The 25,248-nt window shown below is 69.9% G+C and carries 27 protein-coding genes and 1 tRNA gene; 8 read left to right on the top strand and 20 right to left on the bottom strand.

The genetic code is table 11. From position 1 onward, the window contains the following. Positions 1–179: 179 nt before the first annotated feature. From HQM25_RS04170 to HQM25_RS04145, 6 genes are all read right to left on the bottom strand, one after another. Complete coding sequence (locus tag HQM25_RS04170) at positions 180–1,511, bottom strand: ABC transporter substrate-binding protein (RefSeq protein ID WP_172989100.1); 1,332 nt, start codon at positions 1,509–1,511, stop codon at positions 180–182. Between the two features lie 95 nt (positions 1,512–1,606). Beyond that, positions 1,607–2,506, bottom strand: coding sequence for a carbohydrate ABC transporter permease (locus HQM25_RS04165; RefSeq protein WP_172991502.1), 900 nt, complete (start codon positions 2,504–2,506; stop codon positions 1,607–1,609). Positions 2,507–2,522: 16 nt separating this feature from the next. After that, the gene (locus HQM25_RS04160) at positions 2,523–3,449 is read right to left on the bottom strand and encodes a carbohydrate ABC transporter permease (protein WP_172989099.1); all 927 of its coding nucleotides are present in this window, start codon (positions 3,447–3,449) and stop codon (positions 2,523–2,525) included. Positions 3,450–3,751: 302 nt separating this feature from the next. Continuing rightward, on the bottom strand, positions 3,752–4,141 hold the full coding sequence (rplL, locus tag HQM25_RS04155; RefSeq protein ID WP_172989098.1) for a 50S ribosomal protein L7/L12: 390 nt from the start codon (positions 4,139–4,141) through the stop codon (positions 3,752–3,754). A gap of 79 nt (positions 4,142–4,220) precedes the next feature. Then, the gene (gene rplJ, locus HQM25_RS04150; RefSeq protein WP_172989097.1) at positions 4,221–4,736 is read right to left on the bottom strand and encodes a 50S ribosomal protein L10; all 516 of its coding nucleotides are present in this window, start codon (positions 4,734–4,736) and stop codon (positions 4,221–4,223) included. A gap of 271 nt (positions 4,737–5,007) precedes the next feature. Beyond that, positions 5,008–5,337, bottom strand: a complete 330-nt coding sequence (locus HQM25_RS04145) for a 4a-hydroxytetrahydrobiopterin dehydratase (protein ID WP_172989096.1) — start codon at positions 5,335–5,337, stop codon at positions 5,008–5,010. Positions 5,338–5,449: 112 nt separating this feature from the next. On the opposite strand from HQM25_RS04145, the gene HQM25_RS04140 reads away from it, so the two are divergent. Continuing rightward, the gene (locus tag HQM25_RS04140) at positions 5,450–6,115 is read left to right on the top strand and encodes a YqaJ viral recombinase family protein (RefSeq protein WP_172989095.1); all 666 of its coding nucleotides are present in this window, start codon (positions 5,450–5,452) and stop codon (positions 6,113–6,115) included. A 9-nt stretch (positions 6,116–6,124) separates the two neighbouring features. On the opposite strand, the gene HQM25_RS04135 is transcribed toward HQM25_RS04140, so the two are convergent. Continuing rightward, complete coding sequence (locus tag HQM25_RS04135) at positions 6,125–6,625, bottom strand: 2'-5' RNA ligase family protein (RefSeq protein WP_172989094.1); 501 nt, start codon at positions 6,623–6,625, stop codon at positions 6,125–6,127. A 243-nt stretch (positions 6,626–6,868) separates the two neighbouring features. Between HQM25_RS04135 and HQM25_RS04130 the strand changes: the two genes are divergently transcribed. The 3 genes from HQM25_RS04130 to HQM25_RS04120 all read left to right on the top strand — a co-directional run bounded on the left by HQM25_RS04130 (position 6,869) and on the right by HQM25_RS04120 (position 10,246). Beyond that, positions 6,869–8,584 carry an MDR family MFS transporter gene (locus tag HQM25_RS04130; protein ID WP_172991501.1) on the top strand — a complete coding sequence of 572 codons (1,716 nt, stop codon included), beginning with the start codon at positions 6,869–6,871 and terminating at the stop codon, positions 8,582–8,584. 10 nt (positions 8,585–8,594) lie between these two features. After that, positions 8,595–9,050 (top strand): MarR family winged helix-turn-helix transcriptional regulator, encoded by a 456-nt coding sequence (locus HQM25_RS04125; RefSeq protein ID WP_172989093.1) that lies wholly within the window; start codon positions 8,595–8,597, stop codon positions 9,048–9,050. Positions 9,051–9,223: 173 nt separating this feature from the next. Further along, positions 9,224–10,246 carry an NADP-dependent oxidoreductase gene (locus tag HQM25_RS04120; RefSeq protein ID WP_172989092.1) on the top strand — a complete coding sequence of 341 codons (1,023 nt, stop codon included), beginning with the start codon at positions 9,224–9,226 and terminating at the stop codon, positions 10,244–10,246. Positions 10,247–10,254: 8 nt separating this feature from the next. On the opposite strand, the gene HQM25_RS04115 is transcribed toward HQM25_RS04120, so the two are convergent. Continuing rightward, positions 10,255–11,142, bottom strand: a complete 888-nt coding sequence (locus HQM25_RS04115) for a LysR family transcriptional regulator ArgP (protein ID WP_172989091.1) — start codon at positions 11,140–11,142, stop codon at positions 10,255–10,257. A gap of 29 nt (positions 11,143–11,171) precedes the next feature. Between HQM25_RS04115 and HQM25_RS04110 the strand changes: the two genes are divergently transcribed. After that, positions 11,172–11,915, top strand: coding sequence for a LysE/ArgO family amino acid transporter (locus HQM25_RS04110; RefSeq protein WP_172989090.1), 744 nt, complete (start codon positions 11,172–11,174; stop codon positions 11,913–11,915). Here the strand turns inward: HQM25_RS04110 and HQM25_RS04105 are convergent. Then, entirely contained in the window at positions 11,893–12,264 is a 372-nt protein-coding gene (locus HQM25_RS04105) for an iron chaperone (RefSeq protein ID WP_172989089.1), read from the bottom strand. The genes HQM25_RS04110 and HQM25_RS04105 overlap by 23 nt on opposite strands. A gap of 60 nt (positions 12,265–12,324) precedes the next feature. Here HQM25_RS04105 and HQM25_RS04100 point away from each other — a divergent pair, with 60 nt between their 5' ends. Further along, positions 12,325–12,600: an acylphosphatase gene (locus HQM25_RS04100; protein WP_172989088.1), complete on the top strand. Its 276-nt coding sequence runs from the start codon at positions 12,325–12,327 to the stop codon at positions 12,598–12,600. 90 nt (positions 12,601–12,690) lie between these two features. On the opposite strand, the gene rplA is transcribed toward HQM25_RS04100, so the two are convergent. The 6 genes from rplA to HQM25_RS04070 form a co-directional block, all read right to left on the bottom strand. Then, on the bottom strand, positions 12,691–13,383 hold the full coding sequence (rplA, locus tag HQM25_RS04095) for a 50S ribosomal protein L1 (RefSeq protein ID WP_172989087.1): 693 nt from the start codon (positions 13,381–13,383) through the stop codon (positions 12,691–12,693). A 14-nt stretch (positions 13,384–13,397) separates the two neighbouring features. Then, positions 13,398–13,829 carry a 50S ribosomal protein L11 gene (rplK, locus tag HQM25_RS04090; protein WP_172989086.1) on the bottom strand — a complete coding sequence of 144 codons (432 nt, stop codon included), beginning with the start codon at positions 13,827–13,829 and terminating at the stop codon, positions 13,398–13,400. 172 nt (positions 13,830–14,001) lie between these two features. Continuing rightward, positions 14,002–15,024 carry a transcription termination/antitermination protein NusG gene (gene nusG / locus HQM25_RS04085; protein WP_172989085.1) on the bottom strand — a complete coding sequence of 341 codons (1,023 nt, stop codon included), beginning with the start codon at positions 15,022–15,024 and terminating at the stop codon, positions 14,002–14,004. 89 nt (positions 15,025–15,113) lie between these two features. Then, a complete protein-coding gene (gene secE / locus HQM25_RS04080) occupies positions 15,114–15,383 on the bottom strand; it encodes a preprotein translocase subunit SecE (protein WP_172989084.1) in 270 nt (89 codons plus the stop codon). 71 nt (positions 15,384–15,454) lie between these two features. Then, positions 15,455–15,527: transfer RNA gene (locus HQM25_RS04075), tRNA-Trp, on the bottom strand. Between the two features lie 172 nt (positions 15,528–15,699). Further along, positions 15,700–16,137 (bottom strand): pyridoxamine 5'-phosphate oxidase family protein, encoded by a 438-nt coding sequence (locus HQM25_RS04070; protein WP_172989083.1) that lies wholly within the window; start codon positions 16,135–16,137, stop codon positions 15,700–15,702. Between the two features lie 76 nt (positions 16,138–16,213). Here HQM25_RS04070 and HQM25_RS04065 point away from each other — a divergent pair, with 76 nt between their 5' ends. Beyond that, entirely contained in the window at positions 16,214–16,828 is a 615-nt protein-coding gene (locus HQM25_RS04065) for a hypothetical protein (RefSeq protein ID WP_172989082.1), read from the top strand. A gap of 24 nt (positions 16,829–16,852) precedes the next feature. On the opposite strand, the gene HQM25_RS04060 is transcribed toward HQM25_RS04065, so the two are convergent. From HQM25_RS04060 to gabT, 5 genes are all read right to left on the bottom strand, one after another. Further along, a complete protein-coding gene (locus HQM25_RS04060; protein WP_172989081.1) occupies positions 16,853–18,214 on the bottom strand; it encodes an NAD-dependent succinate-semialdehyde dehydrogenase in 1,362 nt (453 codons plus the stop codon). A 42-nt stretch (positions 18,215–18,256) separates the two neighbouring features. Next, a complete protein-coding gene (locus tag HQM25_RS04055) occupies positions 18,257–19,810 on the bottom strand; it encodes an APC family permease (RefSeq protein WP_172989080.1) in 1,554 nt (517 codons plus the stop codon). Next, a complete protein-coding gene (locus HQM25_RS04050) occupies positions 19,807–20,694 on the bottom strand; it encodes a universal stress protein (RefSeq protein WP_172989079.1) in 888 nt (295 codons plus the stop codon). The genes HQM25_RS04055 and HQM25_RS04050 overlap by 4 nt, the downstream gene beginning before the upstream one ends. Next, on the bottom strand, positions 20,691–22,052 hold the full coding sequence (locus HQM25_RS04045; RefSeq protein WP_172989078.1) for a flavin monoamine oxidase family protein: 1,362 nt from the start codon (positions 22,050–22,052) through the stop codon (positions 20,691–20,693). Before HQM25_RS04045 ends, HQM25_RS04050 begins: the two co-directional genes overlap by 4 nt. An 89-nt stretch (positions 22,053–22,141) precedes the next feature. Next, positions 22,142–23,503: a 4-aminobutyrate--2-oxoglutarate transaminase gene (gabT, locus tag HQM25_RS04040; protein ID WP_172989077.1), complete on the bottom strand. Its 1,362-nt coding sequence runs from the start codon at positions 23,501–23,503 to the stop codon at positions 22,142–22,144. A 110-nt stretch (positions 23,504–23,613) separates the two neighbouring features. Here gabT and HQM25_RS04035 point away from each other — a divergent pair, with 110 nt between their 5' ends. After that, the gene (locus HQM25_RS04035; RefSeq protein WP_172989076.1) at positions 23,614–25,137 is read left to right on the top strand and encodes a PucR family transcriptional regulator; all 1,524 of its coding nucleotides are present in this window, start codon (positions 23,614–23,616) and stop codon (positions 25,135–25,137) included. Positions 25,138–25,248 lie beyond the last annotated feature (111 nt).

The following is a 25,248-nucleotide window of genomic DNA, read 5'->3' as shown; positions in this document are numbered from 1 at the left end:
CAAGGTCCCCTCCCCGGGTTCGCTTTCTGACTGTAGTGGGATGGTCGGGCCGGAGCCCGGGATGCCGCTCTGGGCGGCCGCGTGGAACCGAGCCCCTCATCACTCGGCCCGGTTCCACGCGGGGTCGGGGTGGCGGCGGGTGCGGGGCGTTCGGGTCGCCCCGCACCCGCCGCGAACGATCAGACGGCGGCGTCGTCGAGGGCTCGCTGGAGCTCCTCGATGAAGCTCGCGGCCGCCTCGTCGGGGGTCATCTCGCCGAACAGCACCTGCTGCGTGTGCTGGTCGATGATCGTCTCGATCGCGCCGCCGCCCGGGGGCGTGGCCGGCGGGGCGTCGCCGACCTGCGGTGCGATCGCGTCGAGGAAGGCGACGACCTCCTGGTTGACCTCGTCGAGCTTGGGCGTGACGTACTCGCGCATCTTCTCGTTGGCGGGCACGCCGCGCTCGGCGAGCAGGAGGTCGGCGGCGTCCTCGCTGTTGGCGAGGAAGTCCAGGAACAGCGCCACCTCGGCGGGGTGCTCCGACTTCGAGGACGCCGACCAGAACATCGACGGCTTGTAGTAGGCCGACGCGTCGCCGCTGCCGGTGGTCGGCACGCGCAGGGCGACGAGGTTCTGGCCGCTGGCGTCGCGCAGCGCGGACACCTGGTTGGACCACCACGGGCCGAACGCCGCCTGGTTGGTCGCGGTGAAGGACTCCGCGAGGCCGCCCGATTCGCGCTCGAGCGTGGCGGACGGGTCGGGGGTGCCGCCGGCCTCGGTGATGGCGAGGAGGTTCTCCCACCAGCCGGCGAGGGTTCCTTCCGTCGCGGCGACGGTGCCGTCGCCGTTGTCGCTGTACAGCGACTCTCCGTGCTGGCGCAGCCAGTTGTTCAGGCCGCCGTCTTCGAAGCCCCACGACTGCGATCCGACGATCGCGCCGCCGCTGGCTTCGGTGACCTCGACGGCGACCGTCTGCAGGTCCTCCCAGGTCCACGACTCGTCGTCCGGGACCTCGATGCCGAGGCTGTCGAGGATGTCGAGGTTGACCATGTAGGTGTAGGTGTTGATGCCCACGGGCACGCCGAACTGGGTGCCGTCGAGGGCGCCGGTGCCCAGCACCGCGTCGGGGAAGTCGCCGAGCGGCAGGTTGTCGCCGAGCGAGCCGAGGTCGAGCAGCACGCCGTTGGCGGCGTAGGTCGACAGCTGCTTCTCGTCCATCTGGATGATGTCGGGGATGTCGCCGGCGGCGACCGACGTCGACAGCTTGTCCCAGTAGCCCGACCAGTCGGTGAACTGCGGCTCGATGGTGATGTTCTCGTGCTCGGCCTCGAACGCGTCGATCAGCTCCTGCGTGATCTCGTGCCTCACGTCGTTGCCCCACCAGGTGAAGGTGAGCGTGACCGGCTCGTCGGACAGTTCGAGGTTGTCGCCGCCGGCGGACGTGCCCGCGCAGGCGGTGAGCGCAAGCGTCGTCGCTGCGCCGACCGCGGCTGCGGACAACCAGCGGTGTGCGGTTGTGGTGCGTCGCATGTCATGCATCCTTTCGACCGGAGTCGTCGTGTTTCGGTGCGGGTGATGAGGACGACCCGGGGCGGGTCGCGAGTACTGCGGTCGTGACGGCTTCGTCACTTGATTCCCGTGGTCGCGATGCCCTTGATGAGGAATCGCTGGCCGAACAGGAAGATCAGGAAGATCGGAACGAGCGAGACGACGCTCATGGCGAACATCTGCGCGTAGTTGGTGGCGCTCTGGGCGTCCTGGAAGGCGGCGAGGGCCAGCGGCACGGTGTACATCTCCGGCCGGGTCAGGAAGATCAGCTGGGAGAAGAAGTCGTTCCACGTCCAGATGAAGGTGAAGATCGCCGCGGTCGCCAGCGCCGGCGTCATCAGGGGAAGGATCACCTGCAGGAAGATTCGCGGGTGGCCCGCTCCGTCGATGCGGGCCGCCTCGTCGAGCTCGCGCGGGATGCCGCGGATGAACTGCACCATCAGGAAGACGAAGAACGCGTCGGTGGCCAGCAGCTTCGGCACGATCAGCGGAAGGAACGTGTTCACCCAGCCGATCTGGGAGAACATGATGTACTGCGGCACGATGATCACGTGGATCGGGAGCATGATGCTCAGCAGCATGATCGCGAACCAGAACTTCTTGCCCGAGAACTCGAGCCGCGCGAAGGCGTAGGCCGCCATCGAGCAGGACACGAGGTTGCCGACCACGCAGCCCAGCACCACGATCGCGGAGTTGAGCAGGTACACGTTGAACGGGTACGACAGCGCGTTCCAGCCCTCCGTGTAGTTGGAGATCTCGAAGCTGTCCAGCACGATGCCCGGCTCGCGGAAGATGAGCTCGTTGGGCCGCAGGGAGCTCACGACCATCCAGATCACCGGATAGAGCATCAGCAGGGCGAGCAGGATCAGCACCGCGTGGCGCAGGATGCTCATGGCGGGCTTGCGGAACGGGTTCGCACCGCGGCGAGCGGGCGGCTTGCCCGTGACGATCGTCTCGGTCGGGAGTTCGGCGGTCATCGCCATGGGCCGGTCCTCAATCCTGGTCATCGTAGAAAACCCAGTACTTGCTGGTCCAGAAGGCCAGTGCGGTCAGCGCTGCCACGATCAGCAGCAGGATCCAGGCCATCGCCGAGGCGTAGCCCATGTTCAGCGAGGTGAAGCCCTGCTGGTACAGGTAGAGCGTGTAGAAGAGCGTCGAATCGACGGGTCCCCCGGAGCCGCCCGAGACGATGTAGGCCTGCGTGAACGACTGGAACGCGCCGATCACCTGCAGCACGAGGTTGAAGAAGATGATCGGGGTCAGCAGCGGGATCGTGATGCGGAAGAGCTGCTGTCGCTTGGACGCGCCGTCGATCGCGGCCGCCTCGTAGTACATCGTCGGGATCTGGCGGAGCCCCGCGAGGAAGATCACCATCGGCGACCCGAAGGTCCAGACGTTGAGGATCATCAGGGTGCCCAGAGCCGTATCCGGGTTGGAGATCCAGCCCTGCCCCTCGATGCCGAACCATCCGAGCACCGTGTTGACCAGGCCGTCGACGCCGAACAGCTGGCGCCACAGCATCGCGATCGCCACACTCGCGCCCAGCAGCGACGGCAGGTAGAACGCCGAGCGGTAGAAGGCGAGACCGCGAAGCCCCCGGTCGAGCACGATCGCGAGCAGCAGGGCGACCGCCAGCTGCAGCGGCACCGACACGAACACGTACGTGAAGGTGACCGTGAGCGAGGTCCACAGGCGGTCGTCCTCGAGCATGCGCGCGTAGTTGTCGAGACCGTTGAAGCGCGGCGGGCTCAGCAGGTTGTAGCGCGTGAACGAGAGCGCGAACGAGGCGATCATCGGGCCGACCGTGATCAGTGCGAGGCCCACGAACCACGGCAGCAGGAACAGGTAGGCGGCTTTGTTCTGCTTCTTGCCGGCCGCCTTGGCGGACTTCAGCGTGCCGAGCTCCCCGATGGCGCTCATGCGAGCCCTCCGGCCCTGGCGCGGGTCACGCGGACTGCGTGGCGCAAGCGGTGCGTCGTCGTCACCGTACCCTCCGTCATCTTCGTCGATGGATGAGAAAGCGCATTCTGGAATGCGCTTTCTGTTCTACCCGGTTCACGAAGCGGATGCAAGCTATCTGCGCAAAATCAAGGAGAAAGGTATGCGGTGGGGCGAGAAAGGGCATTCACGGAAGCCGTGCAGGTGCGGCATCCCGACATGACAGAAGGCCCCGGTGCCGAAGCACCGGGGCCTTCCGAAGATGCTGCGAATGCAGCGCGGGATTACTTGAGGGTAACCGTCGCGCCGGCCTCTTCGAGAGCGGCCTTCGCCTTGTCAGCGGTCTCCTTGTTGGCGCCCTCGAGGACGGCCTTGGGAGCACCGTCGACGACGGCCTTCGCCTCACCGAGGCCGAGCGAGGTGAGCTCGCGGACGACCTTGATGACCTGGATCTTCTTGTCGCCGGCGGCCTCGAGGACGACGTCGAACGCGTCCTTCTCCTCGGCCTCCTCGGCGGGAGCGCCACCGGCCGGAGCGCCAGCGGCGGCAACGGCGACGGGGGCGGCAGCGGTGACGTCGAAGGTCTCCTCGAACGCCTTGACGAACTCGCTGAGCTCGATGAGGGTGAGCTCCTTGAACGCGTCGAGCAGCTCCTCAGTGCTGAGCTTTGCCATGATGATTCTCCTTGATTGTGTCTCGATACGGCCGCTTCGCGGCCCTCTCGACAACCGATTGGTTTGCCGGGGCCAAGGGTTAGGCCGCGGACTCCTGCTTCTCGCGCAGCGCGTCGACCGTGCGAACGGCCTTCGACGGGAGCGCGTTGAAGACGTATGCCGCCTTGGTCATCGATGCCTTCATCGCACCGGCGAGCTTCGCCAGCAGGACTTCACGGCTCTCGAGGTCGGCGAGCTTGTTGACCTCGTCTGCGGTCAGGGCGGCACCGTCGAAGTACCCGCCCTTGATCACGAGAAGAGGGTGTGCCTTGGCGAAGGCACGCAGGCCCTTCGCGACGGCGACCGGGTCACCGTGCACGAACGCGACAGCCGACGGACCCTTGAGGTCGTCGTCCAGTCCCGTGACCCCCGCGTTGCTCGCGGCGATCTTGGTCAGCGTGTTCTTCACCACGGCGTATTCCGCGTCCTGACGGATGCTGTTGCGCAGCTCCTTGAGCTGGGCAACCGTCAGACCGCGGTACTCGGTGAGCAGAACGGCGGTCGAGTCCTCGAAGTGCTTCGTGAGCTCGGCGACCGATGCTTCCTTCTGCGCCATGGCCACTCCTTGTGTGTACGAGACGCTCCGCGATGACGGGGCGTCGACCTGGAACACCGGGCTCTGCGCATGAAAAAAGCTCCGGCGCAAGCGCACGGAGCGGGAATCCTGGGAATCCAGGAGAATCGTTCGTGACACCTGCGCGGGCCTCTGCATTCGCAGTGCTTCGATCTCGGCGCGCTTGCGCGCACGTCGATGACCGGCGGTCTTCGGCTTCGTCCATAGTACGCGACGACCGATGAGCCGCCAAATCGAGGCGGGGGCGGGCTCCTCACTCCCCCGGTTCGGCGTCTCCCGGGGTCGCGTCCGGCTCGATTCCGAGGTCCGCCGCGGCATCGCTGATCTGCTCGGCGAGCGCGAGGTCCTTCGCGGTGAGCCCGCCGGCTTCATGGGTGATGAGGTGGAGCGAGACGGCGGGATAGCCCACCTCGACGTCGGGATGGTGATTCGCCTCGTCGGCGAGCCGCGCGACCTCCGCGAACAGCCGCGCGCCGGTCGCGAAATCGCCGGTGCGGTAGGTGATGCGCGCTCCGGTGCGATCGGCGTGCCAGCCGCGCCGACCGAGGGCGTCGCGGAAATGCGCTGCTGAGATCGTCTCCATGCTCCGACTCTGCGCCGCGACACGGCAGCGCACAACCCCGGCCACCTCCGGACCGGCGGCCGCCGGTGCGTCGCACCCCGCGGATGTCCCGGGACCGACGTAGGGTCGAAGGGTGACACCCGAGCTCGCCGCACGCATCGTCGCGGACTCCCGCGACCGGGTCGCGTGGGTGCGGGCGCGCTCGCGCGGCATCACCGCCACCGACGTCGCGACCCTCACCAGCGACCGCGCGATCGCGCGCGCAGCGGATGCGAAGCTCCATGGCTCGGGGTTCTCCGGCAACGCCTACACCGCGCACGGGCGGGCCCGCGAGCCCGAGATCGCCGCATGGGTCGCCGCGACCCACGGCATCCAGCCGTCGTCGGCGCTGTTCCACGCCGTCGTCGAGAAGCGGCACCTCGCCACCCCCGACGGCATCGGCGTGGACGCGGCGGGCCGCATCACCCTCGCCGAGATCAAGACGACGAACAAGGCCTGGCGCAGCATCCCCCGCTCCTATCTTCGCCAGGTGTGGTGGCAGCAGCACGTGCTGGGCGCGGAGCGCACCCTCGTCGCCTGGGAGCAGCACGACGACTTCGTGCCGATCGGCGACGAGCCCCGCTGCGCCTGGGTGGAGCGCGACGACCTCGAGATCCGCAAGCTCGTGCGTCTCGCGACGTCGCTCATCGACGAGCTCTACCGGCGCACGACCGGTCGCACCGCACCAGGACAGCTCGGGATGCCGCACCCGGCGCCCGAGCCGCGCCAGGCGTATCGCGCCCTCGCACTCGCCGACTGACCGCGCGGATCACCGCAGCGTCGTGACCGCCTTGGCCGCGGCATCCCACACACGCAGTCCGACGGCCTCGCCGACCATGTTCGGGATCTCCACCGCCCGCAGAGCCCGCGCGAGGTGGTCGGCATCGAGTCCCCGCGCGAGGGTCAGGTGCGGGGTCCAGCGATCGACGGCCGTCGTCTCGAACCGCGCCCCGGGCGGTCCCAGCCGCCGGGCCACCGCGGCGTGGAACGCGGCCAGCGCGCCGGCCACGACGACGTGCCGCGCCAGCACGAACCGCTCCCGTCCGAACAGCACCACGCCGCTCACCTCCAGCGGCAGCGGCAGCAGCTCGACGAGATCTTCGAGCGCGGCGGGGTCGACGTGCTCGCGCACCGCCGCGGTCAGGTGCGGCCGGTTGCTCGGCGACGGGTTGCGTCCTGCGCTCGGCAGGTGGGCTTCGCGCAGGCGCTCCCAGTCGGATCGCACCGCGCGATCGATGCGCGGGTCCGGCAGCAGCTCGACGCTGAACACGACTCCATCCTCGCGCGTGCGGCCCCGTCGTGTCCGCACATCCGGATGACGCACCCACGATGGTTGAGCCATGTCAACCAATCCCTTATAGTTGACTTCTCTCAACTGTTGAATCGCATCAACGTCATCGCCTCACCGTCATCGCGTCAGCGTCGCCGCGCCCCCTCCTCACGCGAAGGATTCCCCATGTCCGCACCCACCGCAGACGCCGTGGCCGCCGAACCGGTCGCGCCTCAACCCCGAATGACCCACCGCCAGGTGCTGGAGGCCCTCTCCGGCCTGCTCCTGGGGATGTTCGTCTCGATGCTCGCCTCGACCGTCGTCTCGACGTCGCTGCCGGTCATCGTCCACGACCTCGACGGCGACCAGTCCGTCTTCACGTGGGTGGTCACCGCCACCCTCCTCACCACGGCGATCTCGACGCCGATCTGGGGCAAGCTCGCCGACCTCTTCAACCGCAAGCTGCTCATCCAGCTCGCCATCGTGCTGTTCGTGCTCGCCACCGCCGCGGCCGGCTTCTCGCAGAACTCCGAGACGCTCATCGCCTTCCGCGCGGTGCAGGGCATCGGCGCGGGCGGCCTGGCCGCCCTCAGCCAGGTCATCATGGCCGACATCATCAGCCCGCGCGAGCGCGGCCGCTATATGGGCCTGTTCGGCGCGGTCATGGCCGTCGCCACGGTCGGCGGACCGCTGCTGGGCGGCCTCATCACCGACACCTGGGGATGGCGCTGGAACTTCTTCGTCGCACTGCCGTTCGCCGTCGCCGCGCTCATCATCCTGCAGCGCACGCTGCGCATCGTCCCGCGCACCCGCTCGAAGGTGTCGATCGACTATCTCGGCATCGTGCTGCTGTCGGTCTCGGTGTCGCTCCTGCTGATCTGGGTCAGCCTCGCCGGCGACAGCTTCGACTGGTGGAGCCTCGAGACGGTCCTCATGGTCGGCGGCGCCGTCCTCGGCACGGCGCTGTTCATCGTCGTCGAGCTGCGCTCGAAGGAGCCGCTCGTGCCGCTGTCGATGTTCCGCAACCGCACCTTCACGCTCTCGGTCATCGCCTCGATCGCCACCGGCATCGCGATGTTCGGCGCGTCGGTGTTCCTCAGCCAGTACATGCAGCTGGCGCGCGGCGCGACCCCCACCGAGGCCGGTCTCATGACCATCCCGATGATCGCCGGCCTGCTGCTGGCATCCATCGGCGCCGGCGGGCTCATCACCAAGTACGGCCACTGGAAGCCGTATCTGCTCGCGGGCGGCGTCTCGCTCATCGCCGGGTCGTATCTGCTGTCGACGATCCACTACGACACGAACTTCGCGCTCGTCTCGCTCTACATGTTCCTGCTCGGCGCCGGGGTGGGCATGACGATGCAGAACCTCGTGCTCGTCGTGCAGAACACCACGGCGCCCGCCGAGATCGGGGTCGCCAGCTCCGGCGTCACCTTCTTCCGCAGCCTCGGCGGCACGGTGGGCGTCTCGGTCATGGGCGCCGCGCTCGCCTCGCGGGTCACCGAGCTCATGATCGACCGCAAGGACGACCTGACGGCGGCGATCGTGGCACTGGGCGACAAGGGCGCCGCGGTGGCGGAGCAGATCCAGAGCGGCACCCTCCCCCAGGTGTCGACCATGCCCGAGAGCGTGCGCGTCATCGTCGAGGACGTCTACGCGCAGGGAATCTCGCACTCGTTCCTCATCGCCGTGCCCTTCGCGGTGATCAGCCTCATCGCGATCGTGTTCCTGCCGAACGTTCCGCTCACGCGCATGACCACCGTCGAGCGGGCCCAGGCGGCCGAGGCCGACCTTGCGACCGTGTCCGTCGACGAGGGCATGCAGGTGCTCACGGCGAGCGCGAGCGATCGGGATGCCGCGCCCGCCGCGACCGCCGGTGCCGGCGCGGCCCACCCGGCCGAGGGGACCCTCGCGACCGGCCGTGCGGATGCATCCGGCACCGCCGGCGTACGGGGCTAGGCTCTGCGACATGGTCGAGACGACTGCGGGGGCGCGCACCGAGGCGGTGCGCGCTCTCGAGGCCGAATTCAGCGAGCTGATGAACAGCTTCCGCCGCATCCTGGCGGAGCGGGCCGAACGCGTGAGCCCGGGGCTGCACCCCGGTGCGTACAAGGTGTTCAGCACCATCGCGCGCCTCGAGGGGATCACCCTGTCGTCCCTGGCCGAGACGCTCGGATCCGACAAGGGCCAGATCAGCCGCGCGGTGCGCGAACTCGAGCGCATCGGGCTCATCGAGCGCACCCCCGATCCCGGCGACCGCCGGTCGAGCCTCCTGCGCCCCACCGCCTTCGGGCGCGAGCGCCTCGCCGAAGCGCGCCAGCCCCACGAGGGTCTGCTGATGAACGCGCTCGAGGACTGGCCGGTCGACGACATCGGCAACCTCACGAGCATGCTGCGGGCGCTTCGCACCGGCGTCCTGTCCTGACGGCGCCACCGGATCGTGTGCGGCACGCCTCACGTGCGGGGCCGGCGGAGCGCGGCGACCTTTCCCGCGCGGTAGCACTCGCGTAACACGACCGAGACAATCGCGCGCTTGACTGTGTGAGAGCAAGCAACGAGTGCTGCCGACGCCGACATGCACTACGGAAGGAGCGACCGATGAGATTCCGGCCGCTGCGATCGACACCCGCCGCCGATGCCGCTTCGGTGCCCGTGAACGATCCGCCCGAGACGATGACCGCCGTCGTCTTCGACGCCCCCGGCACCGCCGACGCCCTGCACGTGGCATCCGTGCCCGTGCCCTCGCCCGTCATGAGCGAGGTTCTGGTGCGGGTGGTCGCCGCCGGCATCAACCCCATCGACGCGAAGACCCGTGCCGGCAAGGGCGTCTCCGCCGCCATCGCGGAGTACCCGACCGTGCCGGGCTACGACTTCAGCGGCATCGTCGTGAAGGCGCCGTACGAGGCGCACGCGTTCCCGCCCGGCACGGCCGTGTTCGGCATGGCGTCGTACCCGCGATCGGGCGGCACCTATGCCGAATACGTCGTGGCGCCGACGCTGTCGATCGCGCGCAAGCCGTCGACGCTCTCGCACGTCGAGGCGGCGGGCGTGCCCCTGGCGGCCCTCACCGCCTGGGGACTGGTCGTCGAGACCGCGCATGCCCATGAGGGCCAGCGCGTGCTGATCCACGCCGGCAGCGGCGGCGTGGGCCACTTCGCGGTGCAGTTCGCCGCCTACTTCGGCGCCCACGTGACGGTGACGGCCTCGGGCCGCAACGCGTCGTGGCTGCGGGAGCTCGGCGCCTCGGTGGTCATCGACTACACGACGACGCGATTCGAAGACGTCGTCTCCGACATGGACGTCGTCATCGACCTCGTCGGCGGCGATGTCGGCTCCCGCTCCCTGGGCGTGCTGCGCCCGGGCGGGCTGTACGTGCTCGTGCCCACCGGGGCGTGGGCGGAGTACGGCGATGCAGCGGCGGCGGCCGGGGTGCGCGCCACGTCGTACAAGGTGGTCCCCGACGGCACGGCCCTCGCGACCGTGGGCCGGCTCCTCGACTCGGGCGCCGTTCAGGTCTACATCGACAAGGTCTTCGACCTCGCCGACGCACCCCAGGCGCATCGCGAGCTCGAGGCGGGTCACACCCGCGGCAAGATCGTGCTGCGCGTCAGCGACGACTAGGGCGACCCTCACGCCCGATCGAGCACACGGCGCCCCTCCTCGACGATCTCGTCGGCGATGGCCTCGAGCAGGGGCGAGCGGAGGTTCCACTGCTGCCAGTGCAGTGGCACGTCGACGGCCAGACCCCCCAGCGACACGAGGGTGCCCTCCGCCAGGCCGTGCGCGGACTGCAGCGACGGCAGCAGCCCCCAGCCGAGGCCGAGCGCGATCGCGGTGGCGAAGTCGTGGGATGCCGGAACCCGATGCCGCGGCGGGGCGGCGGGGGCGGCATCCATCTGCGACAGCCACCGCGACTGCAGGTCGTCGCGGCGGTCGAAATCCACCACCGGCGCGTCGCGCAGGCCGGCGACGGTGACACCGCCCGGCAGCCATCGCGCGACGAATCCCGGCGCCGCGACCGCTTCGTACCTCATGATCCCGAGCGTGCTCACCCGGCAGCCGGCGACGGGCGCCGCGCGCGTGGTCACCGCACCCATCACCGTGCCCGCCTCGAGGAGGCCGGCGGTGAAGTCCTGGTCGTCCCGGTGCAGATCGAACACGACAGGATGCCGCTGTGCGAGCCGCGCGAGCGGAGCGAGGAACCACGTCGCCAGCGAGTCGGCGTTCACCGCGAGCGGCACCGTGGCGCGGCCGTCGTCGGCGGCGCCGAGCTCGGTCAGGGCGTCGTGCTCGAGGAGTGCCGCCTGCCGGGCCAGGCGCACCACGGCGGCACCGGCCTCGGTGGCGCGCACCGGCTTCGAGCGCACGAGCACCACGCGGCCCAGGATCTCCTCGAGCGCCTTGATGCGCTGGCTGATCGCGGAGGGAGTGACGTGGAGGCGGCGCGCGGCCGCATCGAGGCTGCCTTCGTCGATCACGACGGCCAGGGTCTCCGCCAGTTCCGAGGGGATCCTCACATAAGTGATGCTAATGCTGCCGAAGAATCATGAACTGGACTGCATCCGGCGCGGCGCCTAGCGTCGAGGACGTGCTCCCCCACCTCCTCGCCGGCTTCGGCCTCGGCCTGTCGCTCATCATCGCCATCGGTGCGCAGAACCTGTTCGTGCTGCGCCAGGGCATCCGCCGCGAGCACGTCTTCGCGGTCGTGGCGGTGTGCGCCCTCTCGGATGCCGCGCTCATCGCGCTCGGCGTGTCGGGCGTCGGGCTCGCGCTGGCCGCCCTGCCGTGGCTCGTGGTGGCCGTGCGCTGGGCGGGAGCGGCGTTCCTCGTCGGCTACGGTCTGCTCGCGGCGCGGCGCGCGTGGCGCGGGAGCGCGACGGGGCTGCGGGTGAACGACACCGGCGCGGCTGGCGGCGCGGCCGGCGGCGCGACGGACGCGCCGGGCGCGGCATCCACACCGTCCTCAGCGCGGATGGCGACCACCACCGCCACCGCGACCGCGCGCCTGGCACCGGTGGTGCTGACGTGCCTCGCACTGACCTGGCTCAACCCGCACGTGTATTTCGACACCGTGTTCCTGCTCGGCTCCGTCGCCAACACGCACGGCGACGGGCGCGGGGTGTTCGCGATCGGCGCGATGGCGGCGAGCATCGTGTGGTTCGCCGCGCTCGGCTACGGCGCGCGCCTGCTCGGCCGGTGGCTGGCGACGCCGCGGGCATGGCGGGTGCTCGACGCGGTCATCGCGCTCGTGATGATCGCGCTCGGGATCAGTCTCGTGGTCGCCGCCTGAGCGAGGGATCGCCGATCTCGGCGACCCGCGCATCGAGGATCATGCGCACCGTGTCGTCGGGGAGCGGCTTTTCGGGTTGGAAGCGGATCGTGCCCTTGTCGTGCTCGAACCCCTCGAGCGAGGCTGCGACCTTCTCGGGCACCAGTCCGCTGAACGGATACAGCCCGATGTGCTTGCGCGTGCGCATCACCGCGATGAGCGCCTTCCCTCGGTACAGCAGCGCCGGCATGCCGTAGCTCGTGCCCTGCTCGGTGCCCGGAACGTGCTCGCGCGCGACGTCGAACACGTGGGAGATCACCACCCGGTCGTCCTCGTCGAGGGTTGCCAGGTAATCGTCGACGGTGCCCACGCGAGCATCCTCGCAGAGCTCGGGGTCGCCGGTAACCCCTCCGCACGCCACCATGGAGCCATGAGGCGCGTGCACGTGATCGTCCGCGGAATGGTCCAGGGCGTCGGCTACCGCTATACGATGCGGATGGTCGCCCGCGACGAGGGCGTCGCGGGCTGGGTGCGCAACCGCGCCGACGGCACCGTGGAGGCCGAGATCGAGGGCGCATCCGCGCAGGTCGACGCCGTGCTGGCGTGGATGGCCGAGGGCCCACCGGGATCCCGCGTGGACGCGGCGACGGTTCGGGATGCCGCACCCACCGGCGCGGTGGGATTCGACGTGCGGCCCACGGCGTGAAACGACGAAGGGCCCCACCCGGAGGTGGAGCCCTTCTCCGATCTCGGCGCGCCGCCTGCGGCGGCGCCGGATCCTCGGAGGATCAGGAGATCAGACGATGGTGTTGACGTCCAGCGGGATGCCGGGGCCGAACGTGGTCGACACGGCGCCCTTCTGGATGTAACGGCCCTTCGAGCTCGACGGCTTCAGACGAACGATCTCGTCGAGCGCAGCCTTCAGGTTCTCGTCGAGCTGCTCGGCCGAGAACGAGGCCTTGCCCACGACGAAGTGCACGTTGGCGTGCTTGTCGACGCGGAACTCGATCTTGCCGCCCTTGATCTCCTCCACGGCCTTGGCCGGGTTGGGGGTCACGGTGCCGGTCTTCGGGTTGGGCATGAGGCCGCGGGGGCCCAGCACCTTACCCAGTCGACCGACCTGGCCCATGAGCTCGGGCGTAGCGACGGCCGCGTCGAACGCGGTCCAGCCGGCGGCGACCTTCTCGATGAGCTCGGCGCCGCCGACCTCGTCGGCACCCGCGGCGATCGCGGCCTCAGCGGCCGCACCGGTCGCGAACACGATGACGCGGGCGGTCTTGCCGGTGCCGTGCGGGAGGATGACGGTGCCGCGCACCATCTGGTCCGCCTTGCGGGGGTCGACCGAGAGCTTCAGCGCGACCTCGACGGTGGCGTCGAACTTCGCCGAACCGGTCTCCTTCGCCAGGGCGACGGCCTCGGTGGGCGTGTAGAACTTGTCAGCCGCGATCTTGGCGGCGGCGGCCTGGTAGGCCTTGGACTTCGTAGCCATGTTTCCTACTCCCCTCAGTCCTCGACCGTGATGCCCATGGAACGGGCGGTGCCGGCGATGATCTTCGAGGCGGCCTCGATGTCGTTCGCGTTCAGGTCGGGCTGCTTCTGCTCGGCGATCTGACGCACCTGCTCCTTGGTGAGCTTGCCCACCTTGACCGTGTGCGGCGTGGACGAGCCCTTCTGCAGGCCTGCGGCCTTCTTGATGAGCTCGGCTGCCGGCGGGGTCTTCAGGATGAAGGTGAAGCTGCGGTCCTCGTAGACGGTGATCTCCACGGGGATGACGTTGCCGCGCTGCGACTCGGTCGCCGCGTTGTACGCCTTGCAGAACTCCATGATGTTGACGCCGTGCTGACCGAGCGCGGGGCCGATCGGAGGGGCGGGGTTTGCGGCGCCGGCGTTGATCTGGAGCTTGATCAGGCCGGTCACCTTCTTCTTCGGTGCCATGCGGCTCCCTTTCTTTCGAGCGTCCGCGGACGCGCTTCCACGATCCGCGCCGGAGCACGGGAAGTGGTGGGATGGGATTGTGCTGCGTCCGTCGAACGGCGCAACCTGTCCATAGTACGCGAAAAGGCGCCCGACCGCGAGGTCGGGCGCCTTTCACTCCTGCGAGAGCAGGTCAGATCATCTTGGTCACCTGGTCGAACGACAGCTCGACCGGGGTCTCGCGCTCGAACAGCGAGACGAGCACGGTGAGCTTGCCGCTCTCGGGCTTGATCTCGCTGATCGAGCCCGGAAGACCCGCGAACGAGCCCTCCTTGATGGTGATGGTCTCGCCGATCTCGAAGTCGACCTCGGCGGGGAGCGCACGAGCCACCGGCTGACCGCCCTTGGCGGCGCCCGCCTTGGCCGGCGCGACCTCCTTGACCTCGACCAGGCTCTTCAGCATGTTGAAGGCCTCCTCGAAGCGGAGGGGAGTCGGGTTGTGGGCGTTGCCCACGAAGCCGGTGACGCCCGGCGTGTGGCGCACGACCGACCAGGTGTCCTCGTTGAGCTCCATGCGCACGAGCACGTAGCCGGGGATCCGGACGCGCGTGACCATCTTGCGCTGCCCGTTCTTGATCTCGACGACGTCCTCCATCGGGACCTCGATCTGGTAGATGTCCTCTTCGACCTCGAGCGTCGACTTGCGCTGCTCGATGTTGGCCTTCACCTTGCGCTCGAAGCCGGCGTAGGAGTGGATGACGTACCACTTGCCCGGGAGGCTGCGCAGTTCGCTGCGGAAGGCGTCGTACGGGTCCTCGTCGCCGTCCTCGTCGGCCTCGGACTCGGACTCGTCGTCGCCGTTCACGTCGGGGCCGTCGTAGGGGCCGACCTCGGCGGCCGCGTCCGCCTCCGCCTGGGCGACCTCCTCGGCGATGGAGTCGTTGAGCACCTCAGCGGCGGCTTCGGACTCTGCTGCCTCGTCGAGATTGAGAGCGTCGTTCACGATCGCGTCTGCCTCCGGGTCGTCGATGTCGTCAAGTTCTTCGGTGTCGTCGTCCTCGTCGTCGCCGCCTTCGATATGCAGCGCGACGTGCTCCGCGGCTTCCACCGAGCGCTCCTCGGCTTCGAGGACGTTGCCCTCCTGGGCCTCGTCGTCCTCGGAGGACTGCTCCGCGGCGGTCGCCCAGTCGGCGTCGTCGACATATCTTTCAGACACTGCGTTCTCTTCCGTTCCGTCCGAGGGACGTACTGGTGACGGCATCCGCACTCCGCCGTTTCAGACGCACGCGTGCCGAGCACCGGGGCTCAGGCGCCGGGGACTCCGAAGACGTACGACGTGATCCAGACGAAGAGCACATCGAGGCCGTACACGATCGCCATCATCACGACGACGAAGCCCAGGACGACCCCGGTGTACTTGAGGAGCTCCTGACGGGTGGGGGTGACCACCTTGCGGAGTTCCGCGAACACCTGACGGATGAACAGTGCGATCCGCGAGAAGACATTGGGCTTCTTCTCACGGGTCGAGCCGCCGTTCGTCGCGACGACTTCGCCGTTCGGCTCGTCCTGAACCATCGATGCCACCTGTATTACCTTTCGTGTCAGCTTGAGCTGACGCCGTGTGCCGGCGCAAGCGCCGGCGCGCGCAGGGCGGACAGGAATCGAACCTGCAACCTGCGGTTTTGGAGACCGCTGCTCTGCCAATTGAGCTACCGCCCTAGAGATCCGCCGGGGATCTCGATCCGCAGACTTCTGCCATGACCTACTCGGAGGGTTCCCGCCCGGGGCGGGCACGGCGAAAGAATGCAGATTGGAACTGCACGTTCCAGTGTACGGCATGCCCGAAGGGGCCGCGAACCGGCACGGGCTCCGAGCACCTCCCGCCGGCCGCTCAATACTCCTGGATGCCGTAGCGATCCGGCTCCTCGCCTCGTTGGAAGGCCCGGCCCGACAGCGAATCCGGGAGGATGCGCACGTAGTTGTACTTGAGCGTCGGAATCCACGGATGCAGGGGCAGCCGGTCGGCGGCCGCCACCTCCTCCGCCGTGTCGAGACGATGCGCATGGCCGCGCACCACGACGCTCCAGGCATCCACGGCCGTGTGGTCGTCGACTTCGAACAGCACCTCGTCGTTGACGGTGAGCTCGAACAGCTTGCTGCCTTCGGCGGTGCGGAACATCAGCGAAGCGCCGTCGACGACGTAGTTGACGGGGAAGATGTCGAGCACGTCGCCGACATGGGTGACGAGGCGACCGAGCTCCTGGGTGCGCAGGTGCGCCCAGCACTCCTCGTCGGAGAGCGGGGTCACCGCGAGCGATGTCTCGTTCATGCGTCCATGCTGGACCACGACCGCGACGACCGCCAGGGACCTTCGGCCCTCCGCGATCGGGGCGTACGATCCGAGCATGGTCCTCGCTCAGGAGCGGCTCGACCGCCTGTGGGACTTCTCGGACCCCGCCGGGTCGGAGGAGCGGCTGCGCGCCGCCGCGGACGCGGAGCCGGATGCCGCGGTGCACGCGGAGCTCGCAACGCAGGTGGTGCGCGCGATGGGTCTGCAGGAGCGCTTCGACGAGGCGCACGTGCTTCTCGACGGGGTGTCCCACCCGGGCGCGGCGGTCACCACGCGGGTGGGCCTGGAGCGCGGGCGCTTGCGCCTGTCGGCCGGTGAGCCCGAGCCCGCGGTGCCGCTGTTCCGCGCGGCCGTCGACTCCGCGGCATCCGCCTCGCTCGTCTTCCTGCAGGTCGACGCGCTCCACATGCTGGCGATCGCCGATGCGGAGCGGGCGGAGGCATGGACCGCCGAGGCGCTGCGGGTGCTCGACGGCGTCTCCGACGCGCGCACGCTGCGCTGGACCGTCTCGCTGCACAGCAACGCCGGGTGGATGCTGCTCGACGCCGGCCGTGCGGCGGAAGCCGTCACGGCGTTCGAGAACGCCCGTGACGCTGCCCGGCAGTGGGGTACCGCCGAGCAGCGTCAGTGGGCGGAAGAGGCGCTCGCCGAGGCGCGAGCCGCCCTCTGAGACCGCTGAGCCGCGGAGCCCGGATCAGGCCCCGATGCGGATGAGCTTCTTGTTGACGAACTCGTCCGCGGCCAGAAGGCCCATCTCGCGCGAGGTGCCGGAGCGCTTCACGCCGCCGAAGGGGAGCTCCGGCGAGTCGGCGAGCACCACGTTGACGTAGACCATGCCGGCGTCGATCTTGTCGGCCACGCGCGCGGCCTGCTCGGGGTCGGTCGTGTACACGTAGGAGCCCAGGCCGTAGCTGGTGTCGTTGGCGATCTGCACGGCCTCGTCCTCACCGGAGACCTTGTAGACCACGCCCGCGGGACCGAAGAGCTCCTCGCGGTAGACGTCCATCTCCGCCGTCACGCCGGTGAGCACCGTCGGGGCGTAGAAGGCGCCCTCGCGGGTGCCGCCGGTGACCAGCGTCGCGCCCTGCGCGACGGCGTTGTCGACCTGTGACTGCAGACGCTCCGCCGCGGCGAGCGACGAGAGGGGTCCGAGCAGCGTGTCCTCGGCGAACGGGTCACCCATCTTCTGCTCCTGCATCGCCGCCGTGAACTTCTCCAGGAAGGCGTCGTAGAGCTCGTCGACGACGATGAAGCGCTTCGGGGCGTTGCACGACTGGCCGTTGTTGTCCATGCGCGCCTCGACCGCGGCCGCGACGGTTCCGTCGAGGTCTTCGGTCGACAGGACGATGAAGGGGTCCGAGCCGCCGAGCTCCAGCGCGACCTTCTTCAGGTGCTGGCCGGCGAGGGCGGCCACAGCGGAGCCCGCGCGCTCGGAGCCGGTGACCGAGACGCCCTGGACGCGCTTGTCGGCGATCACGGCGGCGGCCTGGTCGTTGGTCGCGAAGATGTTCACGTACGCGCCCTCGAGGCCCGCCTCGCGGTAGATGTCCTCGATGGCCTGGGCCGACTCGGGGCACTGCGGAGCGTGCTTGAGGAGGATGGTGTTGCCCACCACGATGTTCGGCGCGGCGAAGCGGGCCACCTGGTAGTACGGGAAGTTCCACGGCATGATGCCCAGCAGCACGCCCAGCGGCGAGCGGCGGATGACCGCCGTGCCCTCGCCGAGGATGTCCAGCGGCTGGTCGCCGGTGATCTTCTCGGCGTTGTCGGCGTAGTACTCCGTGATGTCGGCGGCGAAGTCGACCTCGCCCTCCGCGGCGGCCAGCGGCTTGCCCATCTCGCGGACGATGATCGCGGCGAGCTCGTCACGGCGCTCGCGGTGCAGCTCCGCCACACGGCGGATCTTGGCGGCGCGCTCCGCGACGGGCGCGTCGCGCCACGCGCGGTACGCGGCGTCGGCGGTGGCGATCGCCGACTCGAGCGCGTCGTCGGTGATCGTCGGGTAGGTGGCCAGGGTCTCCCCCGTGGCGGGGTTGACGACGGCGTAGTCACTCATTGCGTTCTCTCTCCGATCGGGTGGGTGGGTCAAGTCTGCCGGTCAGCGCCGTGCGCGGCGAAGACTCGGGGGTGCTTCGAGACCGAGTGTCTCGCCGCGGAAGAATGCCGGACGCTTGATCGACTGCCAGATCATGATCACGACGCCCACGAGGATCACCGCGACGCCGAGGAGGAACACCAGGCCCACTCCCCCGATGTTCGAGCCGCTGCCGTAGTCGGGGTCCATGCTGTCGACGAGGGTGATCACGAACAGCACCGCGAGGATCGCGCCCCCGACGAGCGGGAAGAGGAACGTGAACAGGAACGAGCGCGCCGAGTCGAACCACTGCTTGCGGAAGTACCACACGCACGCGAACGCGGTGAGTCCGTAGTAGAAGCAGATCATCATGCCGAGTGCGGTGATGGTGTCCCACAGCACGTTCTCGCTGGCGAAGCGCATGACCGCGTAGAACACGGATGCCACGACCGCCGAGACCACGGTGGCGTAGCCCGGGGTGAAGAAGCGGGGGCTGACGCGGGCGAAGCGCTGCGGCAGGGCGCCGTAGTGGCCCATCGCGAGCAGCGTGCGGGCCGGGCCGACCGCGGTGGACTGCAGCGACGAGGCGGAGCTGGTGAGCACCGCGAGCGAGACGAGGAAGGCCAGCGGGCCGAGGATGGGGCCGGACAGGTAGAAGAAGACGTTCGCCTGGATGTCGGGGTTGCCCAGGCCCAGCTCGCCCTCCCCGACGCCGGCGAAGGCCAGCAGCGAGATCGAGATGAGAAGGTAGAGCGCCACCACGATGAGGACGGTGACCGTCGCCGCGCGGCCGGGCGTCTTCTCGGGGTTCTTCGTCTCCTCGTTCATGGTGAGGACGACGTCCCAGCCCCAGAAGATGAAGATCGACAGCGACAGGCCGGCGACGACGGCGCCGACGGAGCCGACCGCGAGCGGGTTGAACCACGAGAGGTCGACGGCGCTCGCGTCGAACGCGGTGCCGTTGGAGACGTGCACGAGCGCGGCGATCGAGAAGATCACCAGCACGACGACCTGGAAGCCGACGAGGAAGTACTGCAGCTTCTGGGTGGTCTGCAGGTCGCGGTACGACACCCACGTGGCGCCGAGCATGAACAGCAGGCAGACGGCCACGTTGATGAACGGGTTGAACGCCAGTTCGGCGATCGTGCCCGGGCTGCCGGCCAGCTGGTCGATGAGCAGGAACAGGAACTCGACGGCGATGCCGGCCAGGTTCGAGAGCACCAGCACCGTCGCCGCGACCAGGCCCCAGCCGGCCATCCAGCCGATCCAGGGGCCGAAGGCGCGCGTCGCCCACGTGAACGAGGTACCCGAGTCGGGGATCGCGCGGTTGAGCTCCCGGTAGCCGAAGGCCACCAGCAGCATCGGGATGAAGCCGGCGAGGATGATCGCCGGCACCTGGAAGCCGACCTCGGACACGGTCGGGCCGAGCGAGGCGGTGAGCGTGTAGGCCGGGGCGATCGTGGAGATGCCGATCACGACGGCGCCGATCATGCCGACGGCGCCCGGGTTCAGGCCCTTCTTCGAGATCGTGCCGGTCACCGCGGTGGCGGGCGTCCGGGTGTCAGGGGCAGCGGTCATCGCGACCCTCCTTCCTGGGCGCGCGTGCGGGGCACGACGACCATCGGAACGGGAAGCTCGTGCAGCATCTTCGCCGCAGTCGAGCCGAGGAACAGGCGCCGGGGCTGGGCGAGCCGGCTCGAACCGACCACGGCGATCTCGCCGGGCTCCCAGCTCAGGTGCGAGACGGCATCCTCGATGCTCGTGCCGCGGGCGACCACGACCTCCGCATCGATGCCGTCGGGGAGGCCGGCGACGGCCTTGGCGAGCACGTCGTCGGCGTGGGCCGCCCCCGCGACGCGGATCACACCGGTGTCGACGGAGACGGGCAGATCGACCGAGACGAGCGACACGAGGCGCAGTTCCGCGCCCAGCGCCACGGCCAGGCCGGTCGCCTCTTCGAGGAGCGCGTCCGCGCCCGGCCGGGTGCCCACCGCCGCGGTCACGCGGGTGATGCCCGTGGTCGGGTCGACACGGCGCGAACCCTCCGGTGCGAGCACGACCGGCACGTCCGAGGAGTGCAGCAGCTCGGTGGCCACCGTGCCCAGGCGGTGGCGGCCGCGCAGGCCACCGTTCGCCGCTCCGACCACGATGTGCGTGGCGACCAGCTCGTCCGCGAGAGTCACGAGACCCTCGGCGAAGGAGTCGGCGTACCGCACGTGGGTGCGCCGTGCGACGGCATCCGGAACCTTGGCGGTCGCCTCCTGGAGCCATTCCTCGGCCTGGGCGCGAAGGTAGCGCTCGTAGCCGGCGTCCGGCGGGGTGATCACGCTGCGCTGGTCGTTCGGGAGGACGACCACGATGTCGAGCGTCGAGCCGATGTTGGCGGCCAGCCGCGATGCGAGGGTGACCGCGTCGGCGCCCGCGTCGGTGGCGGTGTAGCCGACGACGATCCCGGCGGTCACGCGCGGGCTCCTGCGACGATGTTGGATGCCACCAGGCGGCCCATGCGGACCGCGCCGTCGACGTGCTGGTAGCCGGCGCCGGCCATGTCGGAGCAGGCGAAGTGGATGGGGCCCACGGGCGTGCGCAGGTCGGCGCCGTAGCGGGCGAGGCCGCCCAGGTCGAAGCTCGCGGCGTACGCGCCGCGGGTCCACTCCTCGGCGCCCCAGTCGCTCTCGAAGTACACGAGCGGCGTCTTGGCCTCGGGGCCGTAGTAGTGCGACAGCGACTCGAGGATGCGCTCCTTGCGCTCCTCGGGCGACACGCGGAACAGGTCATCGGCGTTGCGGTCGGACACGAAGCCCACGAGGGTGCCGCGCTCGTCGCCGTAGTTGGTGTTGTCGTAGGCCTCGTGCGAGATCTCGTACGGGCTGAAAGCGGTGCCCGACAGGCCCTGTTCGCGCCAGAACGGGCGGTCGTAGACGGCGTGCACCTTGATGACGAAGCCCATCGAGATGTGCTGGTGCATCTGCTGCTTCAGGCGCGGCAGGGCCGGCTGGAACTCGATCCACGGGTAGAGCACCGGGGCGTGGGCGAGGATCGCGAAGCGGGCGCGCACCTGGAGGCCCTTGTCGGTGACGATGCGCACGCCGTCCTCGGACCAGTGCACCTCGTTGACGGGCTGGTCGAGCATGACGTCGTCGCCGAGGCGCTCGGCCAGCAGCAGCGGAACCTGCTGCAGGCCGCCCACCACACGCTCGTCGAGGATGAAGTCCGCGTCGACCAGGTGGCTGAAGCTGCCGGCGCTGGCGGCCATGAGGAGGGCCTGCAGCGCCGAGAAGGCGTACGCGGGCTTGGTGAGCATCGCGCCGGCGATGAAGAGGGCGATGTTGTCGCGCGCCTCCTGGTCGTCGGTCTGCTCCTCGAGCCACGCCTCGAACGAGATGCGGTCGAGCTCCTCCGCGTCGGGGTGCTCCCACGGCCTGTCGGGATCGACCTGGGCGACCAGGCCGTCGAGCACCTCGATGAGACGCACGATCTCCTTCTCGGTCTCGGGGGCGACCGGGAAGATCTCACCCGTGAAGCGGGTGAGCGCGCCGTCCTTGCCGATGTAGACCGACTCGCCCTCGCGGTAGCGGCTGTAGGTCTCCAGGCCCAGGTCTGCGAGCGTCTCCTTGAGCGCGTCCTGGTCGGGCGAGACCCACTGGCCGCCGATCTCGAGCATCGCGCCGTCGACCGTGTCGGTCCACAGACGCCCGCCCACGCGGTCGCGCGCTTCGAGCACGACGACCGACAGGCCCGCCTTCTTGAGTTCGTTCGCCGCGGTCAGACCGGCGGCGCCGGCTCCGACGATGACGACATCACGGGTGATCTCGGTCATGAGGACTCCTTCGTCTGGCGCGTCGCCGCGCCTGGTGCGTTCGGCCGCGGCATCCCTGCCCGGCTCTTCGTTGGTGATGTCCCGGCGGATCAGGATGCCGCGGCCAGCGCGGCGGCGACGACGTCGAGCCCCTCGTGGAGCAGGTCGTCGGTGATCGACAGCGGCGGGAGGAAGCGGAAGACGTTGCCGTACGTTCCGCAGGTGAGCACGATGACACCCTCGGCGATGCAGGCCTTGGCCACCGCGGCGGCGAGCGCGGCATCCGGCTCCCCGGTCACGGGGTCGACGAACTCGGCCGCGATCATCGCGCCGTGGCCGCGCACGTCGCCGACGCGCGGGTCGGCCGCCTGGAGCGCGGTGAGGCGCCCCTTCAGGATCGTCTCGACCTCGCGAGCGCGCTCGAGCATGCCATCGTTCTCGAACAGGTCGATCGTGGCGAGGGCTGCGGCGCACGCGATCGGGTTGCCGCCGTAGGTGCCGCCCAGGCCGCCGGCGTGGGAGGCGTCCATGATCTCGGCGCGACCGGTGACGGCGGCCAGCGGCAGGCCGCCGGCGATGCCCTTCGCGGTGGTGATGAGGTCGGGCACGATGCCGAACACGTCGCTGGCGAACATCTCGCCGGTGCGGGCGAAGCCGGTCTGGATCTCATCGGCGATGAAGACGACGCCGTTGGCGCGGCACCACTCGACGATCGCGGGGAGGAAGCCCTCGGCCGGGACGATGAAGCCGCCCTCGCCCTGGATGGGCTCGATGATGACGGCGGCGAGGTTGTCGGCGCCGACCTGCTTCTCGATGACCGAGATCGCCTTCTTGGCCGCCTCCGGGCCGGTCAGGCCGTCGCGGTACGGGTACGACAGGGGCGCGCGGTAGACCTCACTCGCGAAGGGGCCGAAGCCGCTCTTGTAGGGCATCGCCTTGGCGGTGAGCGCCATCGTGAGGTTGGTGCGGCCGTGGTAGCCGTGGTCGAACGCGACGACCGCCTGCTTCTTCGTGTACTTGCGGGCGATCTTGATCGCGTTCTCGACCGCCTCGGCGCCCGAGTTGAACAGGGCGCTCTTCTTGGCGTGGTCGCCGGGCGTGATGCGGTTGAGCGCCTCGGCGACCGAGACGTACGAGTCGTACGGCGCGATCATGAAGCAGGTGTGGGTGAACTGCGCCACCTGCTCCTGCACGGCCGCGACGACCTTGGGGTGCGCGTTGCCGACCGTGGTGACCGCGATGCCCGAGCCGAGGTCGATGAGCGAGTTGCCGTCGGCATCGACGATCACGCCGCCGCCGGCGGCGACAGCCTCGACCGGCGCGGTGTGTCCGACGCCCGCGGCGACGGCGTCGGCCTTGCGCGCCAGCAGCTCCTGCGAGCGCGGGCCGGGGATGCTGGTGACGAGGCGCCGCTCCTGCGGCAGGCCGGGTCCGCCCAGGGGCGTGGTCGTGAGGGTGTCGGCTGCGGTCATGTTCGGGATCGTAGGCAGACGACCTGCCCGGAAGCACCGTCCGACGAGTACATTCTGTAGAGGCGCCTGTACACGTTGTACATCCGGGCGCCCGCGCAGGGGGGTTGTGCATGGTCGTCGACGCCGATGCTCCGACCCTGCGTGCGCTGCTCGCCCGCGGCGGACTGGGGCTTCGCCTGGAGGGCGATGCGGCCCCCGACGCGCTCGACCAGTGGGTGCGGTGGGTGCACTCCACAGACCTCGCCGATCCCACGCCCTTCCTCTCAGAAGGCTTGGTGCTGCTGACGACCGGGACCCAGTTCGGCGACGACACGGCACCGGCGACCTACCGCGAGTACGTCTCGCGCCTGTCGGGGCGCGGCGTGGTCGGTCTCGGCTTCGGCACCGAGGTGGTGCGGGTCGGCATCCCCCACGCGCTCATCGAGGCGTGCCGCGACGAGGGGATGCCGCTGTTCGAGGTGCCCTACCGCACCCCGTTCATCGCGGTGGCCCGCGCCAACGCCGAGGCGATCGCCGCGCAGGCCTACGCCCGGCGCAGCTGGGCACTGGCGGCTCAGCGCGCCATCGCGCTCGCCGCCCTCCGTCCCGACGGGCTCGGGGCCACCCTCGCCGAGCTCGCGCGGCAGCTGGACGCCTGGGTCGGAATGTTCGACGCCGCCGGCGAGCTCGTGCGGCAGCATCCCACCCCCGGGCTCGACGAGGAGACCGCCGCCGAACTGGGCGCCGAAGTGGATGCCGTCCTCCGGCGCGGTGCACGGGCCGGGTCGTCTCTGCACATCGGTCCGACCCCCTTCACGCTGCAGACGCTCGGTCGCGGCGGCCACCTGCGCGGTGTGATCGCGATCGCCGCCGAGGAGCTCGACCAGGAGGGCCGCAGCGTCGTGACGGCGGTGATCGCGATGGCCGGGCTCGCGCTCGAGCAGCAGCAGGGACTCTCGCGGGCCCGCGGCGCGCTCCGTGCGGGTCTCGTGCAGGCGCTGCTGGGCGGGGATCCGGGCCTTGCGCGCCGCATCGCCCGCGAGATGTGGGGGCCTCTGCCCACCGCGCCGGTCGTGGTGGCGATGACCGACGGGGCGGCGGCCCGCATCGACGGGCTCGCCGAGATGCTCGAGCTGCGCGCCGACGAGCGTCGCGGCGCGCTGTTCTTCGGCCGCGGCGACGACGGCTTCGTCATCGTGACCGCCGCCGGCGACCGCGGCGTGATCGACGAGGCGGCCGAGCGCTTCGGCGCGCGCATCGGGGTGTCGGATCCGACCGGCTACGACGCGTTCGCGGCGGCGGCCGATCAGGCCCGCGTCGCGCGCGACCGCGGCGCCGGCCCCGTGACCGACTTCGCGGAGATCGGGCGCGCCGGAGTGCTGTCGGCGCTGTCGAGCCAGGCGCGCGCGCTCGCCGAGGCCGAGCTCGCGCCGCTGAGCGCGCACGACGCCGCACAGGGCACGCAGCTGCGCACGACGCTCGCGGCGTGGTTCGACGCCGACTGCTCGCACGAGGCGGCGGCCCAGGCGCTGGGCGTGCACCGGCACACCGTGCGCACGAGGCTCGCACTGGCCGAGCGCCTCCTCGGTCTCGACCTCGCGTCGTTCGCCGTGCGGGCCGAGCTGTGGGCGGCCCTGCAGGCCGTCGGCGACTGAGCACACCCCGCGGGCGGCCCTCGCGCATGAGTCCACACATCCGAGCGCGACTCCACACCCCGCGCGCGGCCCTCGCGCATGAGTCCACACATCCGAGCGCGACTCCACACC

Origin of the sequence: Microbacterium hominis (assembly GCF_013282805.1) — a bacterium.
Lineage (GTDB): Bacteria > Actinomycetota > Actinomycetes > Actinomycetales > Microbacteriaceae > Microbacterium > Microbacterium hominis_B.
The sequence above is the reverse complement of the archived record's forward strand: the minus strand, read 5'-3'. Positions and strand labels throughout refer to the sequence as shown.